We start from the raw sequence: 13,934 nt of genomic DNA, 5'->3' as shown, positions 1-13,934 counted from the left end.
ACCATCGGCTGAAAGGACGGTTGGCGAGCGGTGATCACCGCGGCGTTGCGATGGAGCAGTGGCAGTACGAAGTGACCAGCGGTGGCCGGGTCTGGTACCTCGTTGATGTCGAGCGGCGCACGTTGTGGCTGAAACATGCTGGCCCTGGCCATCCCAGTCAGACGGACTGAGCCCGATGCGTTCCGCTCGCACCCCCTCCCAACCCGCCGCAGGGGTTGGGAGGGGGTGACACTTTCAACCTGTTGATAGCTGCTGCTGCTGCTGCTGGTGGTGTCGAGAAACGCGAAGGAATTGAAAGCGCACACTCCATTGCTAGAACATTGGGAGTTGTGGCGGGGCGGGCGGAGTCAATTAGGTTGAACGGCAACCGATTACGGCATGTAGCGGCAGTGGGCGGCGCGCTCGCACCGGCGACGTTTCGTCAGTATAGGTGGTCGGTTCTGTCAATCTTCGCTGCATCTCGCTAGAAGCGGCAACGGGCTGTCACCGTGCACGAAGTTTGTCGGTGGCTGTTGTTAGGGTGAGCGGTGTAAGGGCACGCCATGGGGGTGGGCCTCGTTCACTCAAAGGGATTGTGTGATGGCTGATTTGGCTACGACGGTGACAGTGATTGATGCGGCGGCGCGGGCGGGTGTAGCCGTGCTTCTGTGGAGCGATCCGGGTACTGGCAAGTCCAGCGTTGTACGGGCGTTGGCGGCGGCGGATCAGGTTCCAGTGGAGACGTTGATTGGTTCTCAGCGTGAACCTGTTGACATCGCGGGATGGCCGGTGGTGGTCGATGGATCGGTGCAGACGGTTGCACTGCCGGATTGGGCGAAAACGCTTGTGGACGCTGGTGGCGGGTATCTGCTGCTGGACGAGTTGACCACGTGCTCTGCTGCTACGCAGGCAGCGATGTTGACGGTGGCGCTGGAACGAATGGTTGGTCGTCACAAGCTGCCTACAGGGGTGCGAATCGTCGCGGCGGCTAATCCGCCTGATCGTTCTGCCGGTGGCGTAGACCTCACCCCGCCGATGGCTAATCGGTTCCTGCACATCATGTTTGAGCCATCCACGGACGAGTGGCTCACGGGCATGCGGGCTGGATTTCGCACGCTCCCGGCGTCTCGGGCGATTGCCGCCGACGAGTTGCGGACGGCTGACGAGGTGGGGGCGGTCTGTGCGTTCATCGAGGCCCGTCCTGAACTGTTGCACCATTACCCCGATACCGACGAGGCGGCTGGACGGGCGTGGCCGTCGCGGCGGTCGTGGGACGCGGCGGCGCGAGTGCTGCCGTTTCTGCGGGCTGACGACACTGCCAGCATCACGGCGGTGGTGCTCGGCCTAGTAGGGGATGGCGCTGGCAGTGAGTACTTGCAGTGGAAAGCGAATATGGATTTGCCTGCGGTGGCTGACGTGATCGCAGACCCGTCGATTGTGGACTGGGCCTCGGCCAGGCCGGATCAGGTGTGGGCGGTGCTGTCGGGAGTGGTCGCGTGGGCGTCGAGCAAAGGCACCATCGAAGCGTGGGTGACCGGCTGGGGTCCGCTGGTGGCGGCGGCGACGAGCGGAGCGCCCGATGTGGCGGGTGCGGCTGCCAGAGCGCTGGCCGTCGCGCGCCCAGCAGGCGCGAAAGTGCCTGCGGCAGCGCGGAAGTTCCGCGATGTGCTGGTCGCGGCGGGACTCGATGCTGAGCGTGCCGCATGAGTGCGGCAGTGCGGGTACTGACCTCCGACGAGTGGAGGCGGGTGCGGTTGGCACGCATGGCGGCAGTGGAGGCGATGCCCTACTTCGCGCGGGCGGTGTTCGCGATGGTGCCGGTGGCCATGCCAGGGCTGGGTACCTTTGCAGTGGACCGGCACTGGCGTCTCTACATTGACCCGGCGATGCTCGGTAGCGCCGATGGGTGGACGATTCCGCAGGCCGGTGCCGTCTTGCTGCATGAGGTCGGGCATCTACTGCGGGAACACGGCGCGCGCGGGGATGCGGTGGACATGCCTGTGGACCGGGCGATGTGGAACATCGCTGGGGATGCGGAGATTAATGACGACCTGGTGTCGGCTGGCCTGGGATTGCCCAGCGGGGCGGTGACCCCGGCTGGGATTGGCTGCCAGGACGGGCATGCTGCGGAGGTCTACTACCGCCATCTCGTTCCGCCACAGGCGGCGCGAGCGTTTCCGGGAGCCGACGAGACCGGTGTGGGCTGTGGTTCCGGGGCCGGTGATACCCCGGTTTCGGGTGAGTTGCCCGCGGAGGCCGACTTGGGCAGCGGGGCCGGATTGTCGAAGGCGGCAGCCGATCTGGTGCGCGCAGCGGTGGCGCAGGCGGTGCAGACGGCGGCGAACTCGGGCGGTGCGGGGCGAGGCACAGTGCCCGCAGGTGTGCAGCGGTGGGCGGCGGCGCAGCTTGCCCCTGCGGTTGTGCCGTGGCCGAAGGTATTGCGTGCGGCGGTACGACGCGCCGTCGAGGATCAGGCGGGACAGGTGCATCACTCGTGGCGCAGGCCCAATCGGCGTGCGATGGGAGGACTGATTCTGCCGACGTTGCGAGCGCCGAAAATTGCGGTCGATCTGATTGTCGACACGTCAGGGTCGATGGGCGATGACGACCTGGCGTCGGCATTGTCCGAGACGCGAGGGGTGCTGCGCCAGACTGGTGCATCGACAGTGCGGGTGACGTGCTGCGATGCTGCGGCGACGACACCACGGCTGGTCCGGTCGATCCATGAGGTCAACCTGACCGGTGGTGGCGGCACCGATCTTCGGGTGGGCATTGCGGCAGCGTTGGCAGGTCGACCGCGCGCCGACGTGATCGTGGCGTTCACCGATGGCGGCACCCCATGGCCGAACCGTCGTCTGCCAGTGCCCCTGATCGTGGCTCTAATCGGGCAGCACGCGGCCAACACCGCGCCGGGTTGGGCAAAAACGGTGCGGGTAACCCCGGCTTCGGGATCGGTGAGGGTGTGAGCACGCGGGGAGGGTTCACGGCGTGGGCAGACACGGTGCTGGCCGGAACGGGGTGGACTGCTGCGACCGTGCGCGAGGCGGCGCGACGGACCGAGGACGACCGCGCCACGGCGGCGCTGGCTGACGGCTTTGCCGCTGCGGCACGCGGCGTAGCCGTGGAGCAGGGCGGGAACGTGGGATGAGTGCGGCCCTGTTCGATCTGGCGCTACGGGTGAGCGCGCGCGACGTGGGTGCGGCGGTGCCCCGGCTGCTGCACAATCCTGCACCCAAGCGGGAAGTGACCGTGGCGGTGAGCGCCAGGCGAGCCGGAGGGGCGATACGAGTGCAGGCCATCGGCCCCAACGGGCGGGCCGAAACCGGCAGTGGCGCTGCCGGTTTAGCGGCGATAGCGCGTGCGGCAGGTTGTGCTAACGGTGACTTGGGCGGGGGGCCGAGTGCGGTTGTCGAGGGCGGTGCGTCCCTTCGTGCCCTCGCGATCCTCGCGACTCGGTTCGCGGACCCGGCGCGCTGCGACTCGGTAGCCGTGGCGGCGGGATCGGCGTTGGCCGGGTGGTGGGTGGAGCGGGCGGCGCATCCCGGTACGACGGCGGTGGCTGACGTGCTGGCCGTGTCGAGGCAGCGGTACGTGCTGGGGGTGCCACCGGGCGCGGATCACCCGAATCTGTGGCGGCGGGCGTTCGGGGCAGCGGGCGGACTGGCCGGGGCGCACGCGTGGCACCGGGCAGTCACTGCGGGGCCAGTGCTGCCCGGATTGGAGCCGACGCGTGAGGACGATGATTGGCTGCTTGGGACATACCAGGATGCATTGAGCGATGGGCGGTCGTGGGATGTGCCTGAGTCGCTGTATCTGGCAGCTGTGCGGCTGCGCAGCCGATGCGACGCGGCGGATGTCTTCGAGGCGGCACTGCTGTGTGACCCACTGTGGCGGGCGCGCGGGATACATACCGGCCATGTGTGTACGGGTGACGTAGTGGTGGGCGTGTCCTCGGCAGGTACAGGGCGAGTGGTCGTGCACGCCAACCGGTTAGACACACGGCTGCGCGTCGGGACAGCGGTTATCGGCTGGGCCGGTGCCCCGATGGCAGACATGCCGGCTGTGGACGCACGCTTTAGCGGGGAAGTCGTGACGACCAGCGTTGAGGACGGCGCATTGGCGGTGGCCATCGGCGGTCTGCGGCGCAGTGGTTACCGGCCCGCAGCGGGTGAAACCGTCACGGTGATTCCCGCGCCACCCAGCCCGTCGACTATCCGGTCAGGGCGTCGGGTACTGGCCAGGCTGTACCGTCGTCGGTTCTCCTGGCTGTCACAGGGCGTGACTCCTACGCCGGTGCGTCGAGATGTGCCGCTGACGGTGGTGATCGCCGCAGCCGAAAATGAGGAATACGACAACGGAAGGGATATGTGATGCGCACGCTGCCAAAGGATTTCACTAGGCGCGATGCTCCGGCGGTTGGTGGTGGTGCGCCGGGGTCGAATGTCCCTGCGGTATCAAGACCTGCGGTAGTGGAGGCTTGCAATGTCAGCGCGAATTGGCCGGGTCGAGAGTTGCTCAACGATACGATGCTGGCGCGGGTTCTGTTGGCGGTGTGGAGCGGTGATCCATGTGTGGTGTGCCCAGCAGCGCCGGGAGCCGGGAAGTCGAGGCTGGTGACGCTGTTGTCAGCGGCGCTGGCGCACCGAGCAGGTCTACGGGTGGCGGTTGCTGCCCAGACGCGTGAGCAGGCTGCTGAATTGGCCAGGCGGATTGGGGCGGTCAGTGACCGAGCAGCGCTGATCGTGAACAGTAAGTCCAAAACCACGGCAGCGGAGGGCATTCCGACTGTAACAGGCCGTCACGTGCGGTGGTCGCATTCTACGGGTGGTGCGATTCTTATTGGCACTGCGGCTCGTTGGCTGTACGTCGACCCGAATGTGGGTGCGGCTGACGTGCTATTGATCGATGAGGCTTGGCAGGCGACCTATGCGGACGTGGGAGCGCTCGGCGCACTGGCGCGACAGGTCGTGCTCGTTGGAGACTCGGGTCAGATCGCGCCCGTTGTGACGGGTTCGACAACACGTTGGGACGGGCAGGCCACTGGGCCACACCTTCCCGCCCCGGCAGCCTTGCTGGCCGCGCATGGTGCCGCCGTGACGGTGCACGAGCTGACTCACTCCTGGCGGTTGGGACCGCAGACTTGCGCGCTGCTCTCAGAGCACTTCTACCGGGACATGCCGTTCACATCGCGCCGTCCTGTCGAATCGATCCTCGATGCCAACGGGATCGAGCTTCCAGAAATCGTCGGCATCTCTGTACCCACCCGACATGGTCCAACCGACCCCAACTTGCTCACGGCAGTCGCTGACCGGGTGCGCGAATTGCTCGGGTATCGTTACTGCCGCTCCGGTCAGTCCACAGTGCTGACCGGCGACGACATTGCGGTGGTCACTCCACACGTCGCGCAGGCCGGTGCCGTGCGGGCGCTGCTGGCCGATGTTGACGGCGTACTGATCGGCACGAGCAACTCCGTGCAGGGCCTTGAGCGACCAGCAGTGGTGGCGCTACACCCGATGGCAGGCTACCGCAGTGTCGAGTCGTTCCCGGTGGACCCAGGCCGTGCATGCGTGAGTCTGAGCCGCCATCGCGCACACTTGAGCCTGCTCACCGATCCGGCCACAGAGTCTCTGTTGTCGGAGTCGTCGGACCCGCTGGCGGTCCGCGCGTCGATGGTCCTGTCGGCGCTGAATGGGAGGTCGTGAAACCCCGGTGTGGTTGATCTGAATCAGGCCTCACACCGCCCGCTCCCCACAGCCCGCCGCGGGGGTGGGGAGGGGGTGTACTTCTGAGGGTTCTGAGTCGTCGTCGTCGTCGTCGTTCGACAGCCCCCGCCGCTCGACGTCGTGGTTGTCGGTGGTCGGCGGTAGTGTGCGAGGTGTCGGGCACGCCACCAGGGTGGGCCTGGGAACGGAGTGGACAGTGGGATCTCTGGATGGTTTCTCCGACGAGGAGTTTCTGGACCGATTCGATGCTGATGAGTGCCTCGACGGGCCGGTGGGTTGCGACGGGCCGGTGGTGGCCTATCTGGCGCTATCGGGTTCAGGGGCGCGGTATCCGCGGTGTGAGCGGCACCAGCAGGTAAACGTGGAGCGACTGACACCGATCATGGCAGGAATTCGCGAGAGGTATCCGGACCATCCGCCGGCTGATTGGGATCCCATGGACTGCGGCGAGAGCTGGTACGAGGACGAGTAGGAAGCGTTCGGGGCCTGCGTCTTTGGGCGTCGCCGAATGTTGCCCCCAGGGCTGGCTAAACCTGGCTAAACCGCCTCCTCCCGAACCCGCGTGGTTGTAGGGGAGGGGGCGGTTTTGATTGGAGCCTACTCAAAGGCAAGGCGGCGGCGCCGCTGCTGAACCGCTGTGCTGGCTGTTGTCGGTGGCCGCCGGTAGTGTTCGCAATGTTGGGGCACGCCAAAGGGGTGGGCCACCGAGACTACCAAGGAACTCTCATGTCGATTTTGACGATCACCCATTCACACGCAGACGGCACCTTGATCGAGGGGACTGCTCGCGGTGACGGTTCGGCCGACATCTTGAAGTCGGTTGTTGACCCGTGGACCGGTCGGGCTGGCGCCTGGAGGTGGTCACGAAATCTGGGCAGCTGGTATGTAGTTCGTTCGCGCGACACCCGTGCAAAGATGCCTTTGATCGAGGCGACTAAATCGGCCCTGGAGACAGCAGGTTTCGAAGTGACCGTCGAGGTAGACGACACTTACCGGGCCGCGGAGGATGTCGAAGCGGATGCAGTGAGGCAGCAGGCGCATCGGGTGGACGCGCTCATGACCAAGGCCGAACGCCGGTCGGCCGCGGCGGATGCGGCTTGGGAGGCCGAGAAACACGCTCGGGATCTCCTGCCACCACTGGGACAGCCGATCCTCGTCGGCCATCACTCGGAACGACGCCACCGCAAAGCAATCGAGCGTGCAGATAATGCGATCCGCAAAGCGTTCGATGCCACGGACGCGGCAGAGGAGACCGCCCGGCGTGCTGCGGCCGCGGCTGGAACGACAGCCTTCCGGTACAGCCCTTCGGTAATACGCCGCCGTATCGGGCGATTGGAGGCCGAGCTGCGCCGCTTCGAGCGGGCACGCGACGGGCATACCCGGACCTTGTTCACCGATGGCCGCGGTGTCAAACACGTGGAGACCCAGCCGCCAGCTGTGGGCGACCATCGGGAGCGAGTAGTCGCGGAGATCTCGCGGCTGACCGACCAGATTGGCTTCTGGAAAAGGGAACTCGAACAGGCGGCTGAGTCCGGTGCATCCATCTGGGATGCTCACACAGTGATGGTGGGCGATCGTGTCCTGCTCGGTGTCGGATGGGGAGCTGTCGAGCGCGTCAACGCACAGTCGGTTCGGGTGGCAGGTTGGACGTGGCGTGTTCCATTCGACAAGATCAAACAGGTCGAGACGGCCGAGGGGCAGCCTGTCAAGGTGGTCGAGGGCCAGCGCGTTATCACCGCGACCGACCCAGATCAGGATCACGATTAAACGAGGCCGCGAAGTCCGTGCCTTGTCGGTAGTGACCGATTTCTACGGCGAGGTGCCGGCGGTCGACGAGCATGAGGCGCGGAGGCCGAACTGACCGGCAGAACACGAATTGTCGGTGGGAGCCGGTAGGTTGTGGGTGTCCGGGCACGCCATAGGGGTGGGCCTAACGTCCCGATTGGGGAATAACCATGAACACAATCAGCACTGTGCCACAGCTTATTTCGGTGATCCCGGCACTGGTTGGCTTCCTACCCGAATACTCGTTGGTCGTCATGACGTTCGCAGCTGATGGGATCGGTGTGGTGTTGCGGATTGATCTGTGCGATGCCTCCGCTGGGGCTGACCGGGTGGCTGAGTTGGCCGCTCAGCAGGAGGGCGCGGACACAGCGGTCGCGGTCATCGTCGATGGAGACGGTGCGTCGTGCTCAGCGTGTGCAGGCACCCATCAGCGGCTCGTGGAGACGGTGAGCGACGCGCTGGACGAGCGCGGCATCATATTGGCCGGCGCATTCGTCGTCGACTCGATCCGCACCGGCGGACGTTGGCACTGCGCGGACGGCTGCGGTGACCAGGGCGTGCTCGACAACCCCAGTTGCGACGCACTGCTCGTTGCAGCCAAGACTGGGCGACGGATCTATGGGAGCCGCGCGGAGTTGGAAGCTGTAGTGGCTCCTGACATGGCACGCCGTGGCGACCTGGAACCGCTCATGGCCAATGTCGGGCCATCTACAGATGCCGTCGCGACGGCGATTGCGGCCGCTCGACAGCACCGCGAGGGGGTTGATCCCTCAGATCTGGTGCTCGCCGCCATCGCAGGGGCGACCGACGATCCACGTGCGCGAGATGCCTTCTACGCGCTGGCAGTCTCTGAGCTGGCAGCCCCGATGGAGGATCTGTGGGCGCTGCTGGCGCGAGTGCTGCCGGGCCGTTGGAGAGTAGCGGCACTCGGACAGCTTGCGTTCTCGGCATATGTGCGGGGTGACGGTGTGGTAGCCGGCGTCGCCGTCGATGAAGCGGTGAGGGAGGGAGTCAGCCACCCGATGGTGGAGCTGCTCGGCACGGCCCTTGATCACGCGGTGCCGCCTGAAGAGGTGCGCGCCTTGGTCACGGGCCTGGCGGCATGACGTCCGCGGGGTGGCCGATCACCGAGGCCACCCCGCACACGTCTGCCCAAGAACACTTTTGGCAGACGGGTAACCCATTGGCGGGCAGCAGATCTGAAGGCAACCAACCTATCTATGTCGGTACCCGCGATTAAGGTGGTTGATGTAGGGGCAGGCCACGTGGGTAGGCCCGGAATAACATCCACGAAAGGTGGGGAAGATGAGCTGCATGACGGACTTGCTTGACGGAGCATTGGTTATCGCCGGTGACCAGAAGGAGCTCGCGCTGCGCGCGATTACCGAAGCACTCGGCGTCACCGCGGTGGGCAGTGCCCGTGCCGAGCTTTCGGCTATCGGCTTTAGCGTCGACGATCACCAGGTGCCTGGCGCCCTAGTTGTCAACGGCTTCCGAGGCGTCTTCGACGACACCGTTGAGAAGGTCTTGGCCACGCTGGCACCCTACGCAGACGAAGGGGCCACCCTGATGTGGGAGGACGACAATGGCAACCGGTGGCGGCATCTCCTCACTGGCGGCGCCATCATCGAACAGTCGCCCGTGGTCCTGTGGCGAGACGCTGACGCTAGGACGACCAGGATTGGAGGCGTCGTTGCCGAGATGACCGTGGTACGAAACCGCGGGAGGTATGAAGCATGGTGGGCCGGTGTACTGCCGCAGCGCGACGACGTCGTGGAGACGATCGAGATGTTGCGAGAGTCGGAATCAGCCGATCTCGGCTACGCACTGCACTCACTCATGCTGGATGTATTTCAGAATGGCGCCACGGTTGACTGGCTTGACATCGGAGGAATGAGACGCGGTGTCGTGCCGTCGTACATCGTCCTAGACATCGACTTAGCGCACGATAGCGACGGTGTCTATGACGGCGTAGACATTGTGCTGTCCCTGCACGCACGGGGTGACGATGGCTCACTCATGGGTTCTTCGGTCTCGGTGTATGTCGATCGGCCCGAGCGCATCTTCGTGCCCGACGTCGCCAACCCAAGCCACGCCCTAGCCGAATTGGTCGACACGGCACTAGATCTGATCAATGCGGAAATCGCCGAGCGTGACCGGTTCTGCTTCGCTGTTCGGGATGTGCTCACCTGAGACCTGGCTCCTCGCTCAGTTGACCAAACTGTGCCCTGTCGGGGGAGGGTGCCGGGTGCCGGCCACCGCCTAGCCGTCCCCCTCCCAACCCGCCGCGGGGGTTGGGAGGGGGAGTTGGTTTCCCTTGTGCGGATGGGTAATTCCTCCGGCGGCGCGCCGCTCAGAACGTTGACGGTTCACGGGTGAATGTCGGCGCTGATTGATAGAATCGGTGGTGTCTGGGCACGCCATTGGGGTGGGCCGACGATTCAAAGGAGTGTTGTTGTGACTGCGGTTATTGAGGGGTCGTGCACGACGGTGGCACGATCGGTGGCTGAATACTTGGGTGCTGGCGAACTGCCCAAGGTGGTGACACATTCGGCGATTGATGGAGTCGATGTCGCAGGCTGGTTGCTCGTCGAGAACCCCGAAGTCGTGCGTACGGGCGAGCGCCGGTGCGCTGTGGTCGGGCAGAGCGGCAGTGTGGTGTGTGCCGGTCCGGTCTCGACGGTGTTGGTGGCGGAGGCACCCGCGGCCATCGCTGAACTGGCGCCGGCGTGGGCAGGGGCGGTTGCAACCGCGACTTGGCAGGCTCAGCGGGCTGAACAGGAGTTGGCTGATGACCGCCGTGCATGGCAGAGGCGCATCGAGGCTGCACACGACGTGGCTGACGCACGCGGGCATTGCCGTGAATTCGACGAGATCATGGAAGAGATCGGTCTGCCTGGACGCAGCCGTGACTTCGATGTCGAGGTGGTCGCCGAGGTGAGGGTCAACGTGCGGGTGACGGCCCGTACGGCTGACGAGGCGAGAGGCGAGGTCAGCGAGGCGATGGTCGCGGACGCGATCTATGCCATGGACCGCAACGACGTGTATTGCGCTATCGAGGATCAGTCGGTGCAGGGTGCCGACCTGGCTGACTGACTGGGAGCTGAAACGACGTTGAGTGGGTGGGCTGCGATGCGCCCACCCACTCAACGTGCTAGGGCGTGCCACACCCCCACCCGCCGCAGGTGTGGGGAGGGGGTGTCTTCTTTGCGTCCAGTCGTCGTCGTCGGCGGCGGCGGCGGCGGCGCGCGGTCGCCGCGGCCGTGCTGGGGTGCTGGGGTGGTGGCGTTTAGGTTCAAAGAGTGGCGATATGTATTGGACCACACGGGGTTTTGTCGGAGTCGTCCAATAGAATTGTGGTGTCCGGGCACGCCATTGGGGTGGGCCGACGATTCGCGAAGGGTTTTGTGTGATGACTGCTGTTTCAGGTGTGCCGAGGGATCTGACGTGTGATTTCAGTGGGGGTCTGGTAGGTCAGGCGAGAGGTCGATTGCTGGTCGCCTTGGGTGATCTGGCCGCGGCCCAGGCGACCACCGCGGAGAGGGCAGACCCGCCCGGCCTGGTGGCTACTGAGGCAGTTGCGGGCTTGGCGGCGGCGATACGTGACAAGGACGAGTTCGTATCGTCAATGCGCAACGAATATGGCGATATCGCCGAGGAGGACCAGGCGCGTTTCGACGAGCGCATGGCTGATCATCGGGAAGGGATCGCCGAGGCCGCCGAGGGCGTCATCGAGGCGCTCTACGGGTCGCTGGAGGCCGCAGCAGTGGGTCCGCAGCACAATCGGACCATCGAGTCCGTAACACTGCCGGAGGGCCCTGGTGAGGCGACGTTGGCGGAATTGATCGACTTGGTCGACCTCGCGGCCCGGTGGGGCTGGCGCCTGGCCGGGGGTAATCTCGGTGAGCTCCAGTGGACGCGAGGGGCCAACCGCGTGGTGGCGAAGTTCGCCGCCAGGTCACAGCGGCCACGGTACGCCGGGCTGCTCAACTACACCGATTATGACGGGACGGGTGCGCAGTTGGGCACGGCGGTTTGGCGCGGCGTCGGCAATGGAGGCGACAGCGCCGATGCCGCCAGTGCTCTGCGGAGGTGGTTCACTCTGCCAGTCCGGGCATTGAACAGCCCCACTCAGTGGTGATCGCGGTGGCAGACGGATACGCGGAGGTAGTGCTGTATACCGCGCAGCGGATGGAGGCGAGTGACGTCGCGGAACTTGCTCGGCTTTTTGAGGGGAGGCCGAAGGAGTCCCTGGCGTCGACGCATGAAGGTGTAGAGCTTCAGCGCGACAACAACATCCGTGCAGGGTGGGCGGCGCGAGCGTTGATCGCATACGCGAGTCATCTAGGTGGTCAGAGCTTGGTCGATGAGCTGGAGACAGTGACCGGCGATTTGCTGGGTGATCTGCTCCACCTATTCGACGCGCTGGGTCTGGACTGGGAGGAAATTCGGGAGCGGGGCGAACGCTTCCATCGCGAGGAAGTGTTCGGCGACGTGTGAGAGCCGTTGATTGGGGGTGTCTGCTAATGAACAGCAGACACCTCTCGGTTCGCGCTGCGTGACGTTCGAGCGCACATTGGGTACAGCGAATCACGCTGTACCCCGGCTGGTTTCAGGAGAAACGGTGTCGGTAGCCGTCGGTACACTTTACGAGTGTATGGGCACGCCATTGGGGTGGGCCCGACGTGAAAGGCAGTGTCGTCATGGGACAGTACTACGCACCGATGATCATTGATAAGCCCGTCGCTCCCACTGTGCGGTGGTGGTTCGCGGCGCACATTTACGGCAATGGCCTAAAGTTGATGGAACACAGTTATGTTGGGAACAGATTCGTTCGCGCCGTCGAGACATTCTTGCGACTGGATGGCGGAATGCGCGTCGTGTGGGCAGGGGATTACGCCGACAACGAAGTGGACGGTGAAAATCTGTGGCAGAAGACTCTGACGCCCAACCACGATGACCACGACTACTCGCGGTGTGTGGCGATCACGGCGGGATTGGAGCCGCTGTACCCGGGGTATGAGTCGACGCTGAACGCCGTTGTTTCGGCTGCTCACGTCGTGGACGTTCCGCTTGCTTCGGACGATGAGTGCCGTTACGTGCTCAACCTCGATACCCGCGAGTATGTCGATACGACACGAGCGCCTTTTGCTGACCCCGGATCGGACTGGACGGCACGGATACATCCGCTGCCATTGCTGACGTGCGAGGGTAACAACCGAGGGGGCGGCGACTACCGATCCAACGCAGCGGTCATCGGATCATGGGCGCGGGCGAGGGTAAGCGTAGGTGGCCATGCGCCCGCGGGGTTCTCGGAATTGGACTTCGCAGCAGTGTTGCCAGCAGAAGGCGAGATCCTGGTCTGAGGGTGATTTCTTCGAGGCGTTTGCGCGGGCAGCTGAGAGGCTTGCCTCAGTGTGCCTAGAGCGACACGAGCGCCGCGCCGCGGACATATTCCACCCGAGTAGAGCGGTACTGGCGTAGAGGGGTTTCCGGGTAGGTGTGGCCGTGGATCAGTAGCGCCGGTTTGTGCGTGTCGATCCAGTCGCGAAGGGCAATGATGCCGACGTGGGCAGGGTCGGGGTGGTCGTTGATGCCCGCTGGCGGGCAGTGGGTGACGAGGACGTCAGCAGCGGGCATGTCGGCAATCATCTCCGCATACTCCTGCTGGGTATAGAGAACGTCGTGGCCACGGCGTTTATAGCGCACGCAGCCCTCCAGGCCGATGAACGTTGTGGCGTTGATGGTGGTGGGGGTGAGGTGGAGGTTGGTGATGTTGAGGGTGGCTAGGTAGGGGGTGGTGTCGTGGTTGCCGTGGATGCCGATGGTGGGTACGGGTGCGTCGGTGATGTGGGCGTTGTTGAGCCAGGTGTGGTTGAGGTCTCCTGCGGTGATGAGGGTGTCGGCGTGGTGGGTGGTGATGGCGTGGGGGATGGAGGTCCAGTCGGGTTCGGTGTCGGCGAGGACGAGGAGTCGCATGGTGTTGAGTGTGCGGGGTGTGGTGCGTCGGATTCAACAACGGTGTGGCGTGTGTGTGTTGTTGGATTGAGGGGTAAGGGCGGCAGGGGTGGGCGGTGGGGCGTGAGCCCCGCCGCGTTGGTGTGGTCTCGTATTCGGTTGGTATGAACGGATATTGAGTGATAGCGATAAGCGTTGCGATTGTCCGAAAAGTGTTGGTAGTATTGATGTTAAGCACGGCGAAGCCGAGCGGAGACACGAAACAGACTGTAGAATAACGATATTGGATAGCGACGAAGTCGCGACCACGCTGGTAGTGAAAGTGATTGATATGCAAAGAGATTCGATCCGGCAGAGCGAAGGGCGAAGCCCGAGCGGGAATGAGCCGGTGACGATGAAAACGCAAGGCGCACAACAGAACTTGACCATAGAGCACGAGCAAGGCGGCGTGAGCCGCCGGGTGCGCTCGCCGGCAGCGCCGGCGGTCCT

The 13,934-nt window shown here is 64.6% G+C and carries 15 protein-coding genes; 14 read left to right on the top strand and 1 reads right to left on the bottom strand.

The features are described 5' to 3' along the window. The first annotated feature begins 579 nt into the window (after positions 1–579). The 13 genes from AB8998_RS29315 (at position 580) to AB8998_RS29255 (ending at position 12,853) form a co-directional block, all read left to right on the top strand. Positions 580–1,686 carry an AAA family ATPase gene (locus AB8998_RS29315; protein WP_369741856.1) on the top strand — a complete coding sequence of 369 codons (1,107 nt, stop codon included), beginning with the start codon at positions 580–582 and terminating at the stop codon, positions 1,684–1,686. Beyond that, positions 1,683–2,945: a vWA domain-containing protein gene (locus AB8998_RS29310; RefSeq protein ID WP_369741855.1), complete on the top strand. Its 1,263-nt coding sequence runs from the start codon at positions 1,683–1,685 to the stop codon at positions 2,943–2,945. Before AB8998_RS29315 ends, AB8998_RS29310 begins: the two co-directional genes overlap by 4 nt. Further along, on the top strand, positions 2,942–3,127 hold the full coding sequence (locus AB8998_RS29305) for a chemotaxis protein (RefSeq protein ID WP_369741854.1): 186 nt from the start codon (positions 2,942–2,944) through the stop codon (positions 3,125–3,127). Before AB8998_RS29310 ends, AB8998_RS29305 begins: the two co-directional genes overlap by 4 nt. After that, complete coding sequence (locus tag AB8998_RS29300) at positions 3,124–4,350, top strand: hypothetical protein (protein WP_369741853.1); 1,227 nt, start codon at positions 3,124–3,126, stop codon at positions 4,348–4,350. The genes AB8998_RS29305 and AB8998_RS29300 overlap by 4 nt, the downstream gene beginning before the upstream one ends. Further along, positions 4,350–5,681: an AAA family ATPase gene (locus tag AB8998_RS29295; RefSeq protein ID WP_369741852.1), complete on the top strand. Its 1,332-nt coding sequence runs from the start codon at positions 4,350–4,352 to the stop codon at positions 5,679–5,681. The genes AB8998_RS29300 and AB8998_RS29295 overlap by 1 nt, the downstream gene beginning before the upstream one ends. Before the next feature lie 217 nt (positions 5,682–5,898). Then, positions 5,899–6,174 (top strand): hypothetical protein, encoded by a 276-nt coding sequence (locus tag AB8998_RS29290; RefSeq protein WP_369741851.1) that lies wholly within the window; start codon positions 5,899–5,901, stop codon positions 6,172–6,174. Between the two features lie 254 nt (positions 6,175–6,428). Further along, positions 6,429–7,469, top strand: coding sequence for a DUF3560 domain-containing protein (locus AB8998_RS29285; RefSeq protein ID WP_369741850.1), 1,041 nt, complete (start codon positions 6,429–6,431; stop codon positions 7,467–7,469). A gap of 188 nt (positions 7,470–7,657) precedes the next feature. Beyond that, entirely contained in the window at positions 7,658–8,593 is a 936-nt protein-coding gene (locus AB8998_RS29280) for a DUF4192 domain-containing protein (RefSeq protein WP_369741849.1), read from the top strand. Positions 8,594–8,792: 199 nt separating this feature from the next. Then, a complete protein-coding gene (locus AB8998_RS29275) occupies positions 8,793–9,680 on the top strand; it encodes a hypothetical protein (protein WP_369741848.1) in 888 nt (295 codons plus the stop codon). A gap of 309 nt (positions 9,681–9,989) precedes the next feature. Beyond that, complete coding sequence (locus AB8998_RS29270) at positions 9,990–10,583, top strand: hypothetical protein (protein ID WP_369741847.1); 594 nt, start codon at positions 9,990–9,992, stop codon at positions 10,581–10,583. A 406-nt stretch (positions 10,584–10,989) separates the two neighbouring features. Beyond that, complete coding sequence (locus AB8998_RS29265; RefSeq protein WP_369741846.1) at positions 10,990–11,628, top strand: hypothetical protein; 639 nt, start codon at positions 10,990–10,992, stop codon at positions 11,626–11,628. Further along, positions 11,622–11,987: a hypothetical protein gene (locus AB8998_RS29260; protein WP_369741845.1), complete on the top strand. Its 366-nt coding sequence runs from the start codon at positions 11,622–11,624 to the stop codon at positions 11,985–11,987. Before AB8998_RS29265 ends, AB8998_RS29260 begins: the two co-directional genes overlap by 7 nt. Before the next feature lie 185 nt (positions 11,988–12,172). Further along, a complete protein-coding gene (locus AB8998_RS29255; RefSeq protein ID WP_369741844.1) occupies positions 12,173–12,853 on the top strand; it encodes a hypothetical protein in 681 nt (226 codons plus the stop codon). 55 nt (positions 12,854–12,908) lie between these two features. On the opposite strand, the gene AB8998_RS29250 is transcribed toward AB8998_RS29255, so the two are convergent. Continuing rightward, positions 12,909–13,466, bottom strand: coding sequence for a metallophosphoesterase family protein (locus AB8998_RS29250; protein ID WP_369741843.1), 558 nt, complete (start codon positions 13,464–13,466; stop codon positions 12,909–12,911). Positions 13,467–13,728: 262 nt separating this feature from the next. Here AB8998_RS29250 and AB8998_RS29245 point away from each other — a divergent pair. Continuing rightward, positions 13,729–13,934: hypothetical protein (locus AB8998_RS29245; protein ID WP_369741842.1), on the top strand; the 206-nt coding region annotated here is incomplete at its 3' end.

Origin of the sequence: Mycobacterium sp. HUMS_12744610, assembly GCF_041206865.1 — a bacterium.
Taxonomy (GTDB): domain Bacteria; phylum Actinomycetota; class Actinomycetes; order Mycobacteriales; family Mycobacteriaceae; genus Mycobacterium; species Mycobacterium servetii.
Note: the sequence above shows the minus strand (reverse complement) of the source record. Positions and strands in the feature narration are given on the sequence as shown.

Coding starts and splice junctions, on each gene's coding strand:
- AB8998_RS29275 (WP_369741848.1), top strand. CDS start 8,793: ATGAGCTGCATGACGGACTTGCTTGACGGAGCATTGGTTATCGCCGGT.
- AB8998_RS29315 (WP_369741856.1), top strand. CDS start 580: ATGGCTGATTTGGCTACGACGGTGACAGTGATTGATGCGGCGGCGCGG.
- AB8998_RS29300 (WP_369741853.1), top strand. CDS start 3,124: ATGAGTGCGGCCCTGTTCGATCTGGCGCTACGGGTGAGCGCGCGCGAC.
- AB8998_RS29285 (WP_369741850.1), top strand. CDS start 6,429: ATGTCGATTTTGACGATCACCCATTCACACGCAGACGGCACCTTGATC.
- AB8998_RS29280 (WP_369741849.1), top strand. CDS start 7,658: ATGAACACAATCAGCACTGTGCCACAGCTTATTTCGGTGATCCCGGCA.
- AB8998_RS29295 (WP_369741852.1), top strand. CDS start 4,350: ATGCGCACGCTGCCAAAGGATTTCACTAGGCGCGATGCTCCGGCGGTT.
- AB8998_RS29250 (WP_369741843.1), bottom strand. CDS start 13,466: ATGCGACTCCTCGTCCTCGCCGACACCGAACCCGACTGGACCTCCATC.
- AB8998_RS29310 (WP_369741855.1), top strand. CDS start 1,683: ATGAGTGCGGCAGTGCGGGTACTGACCTCCGACGAGTGGAGGCGGGTG.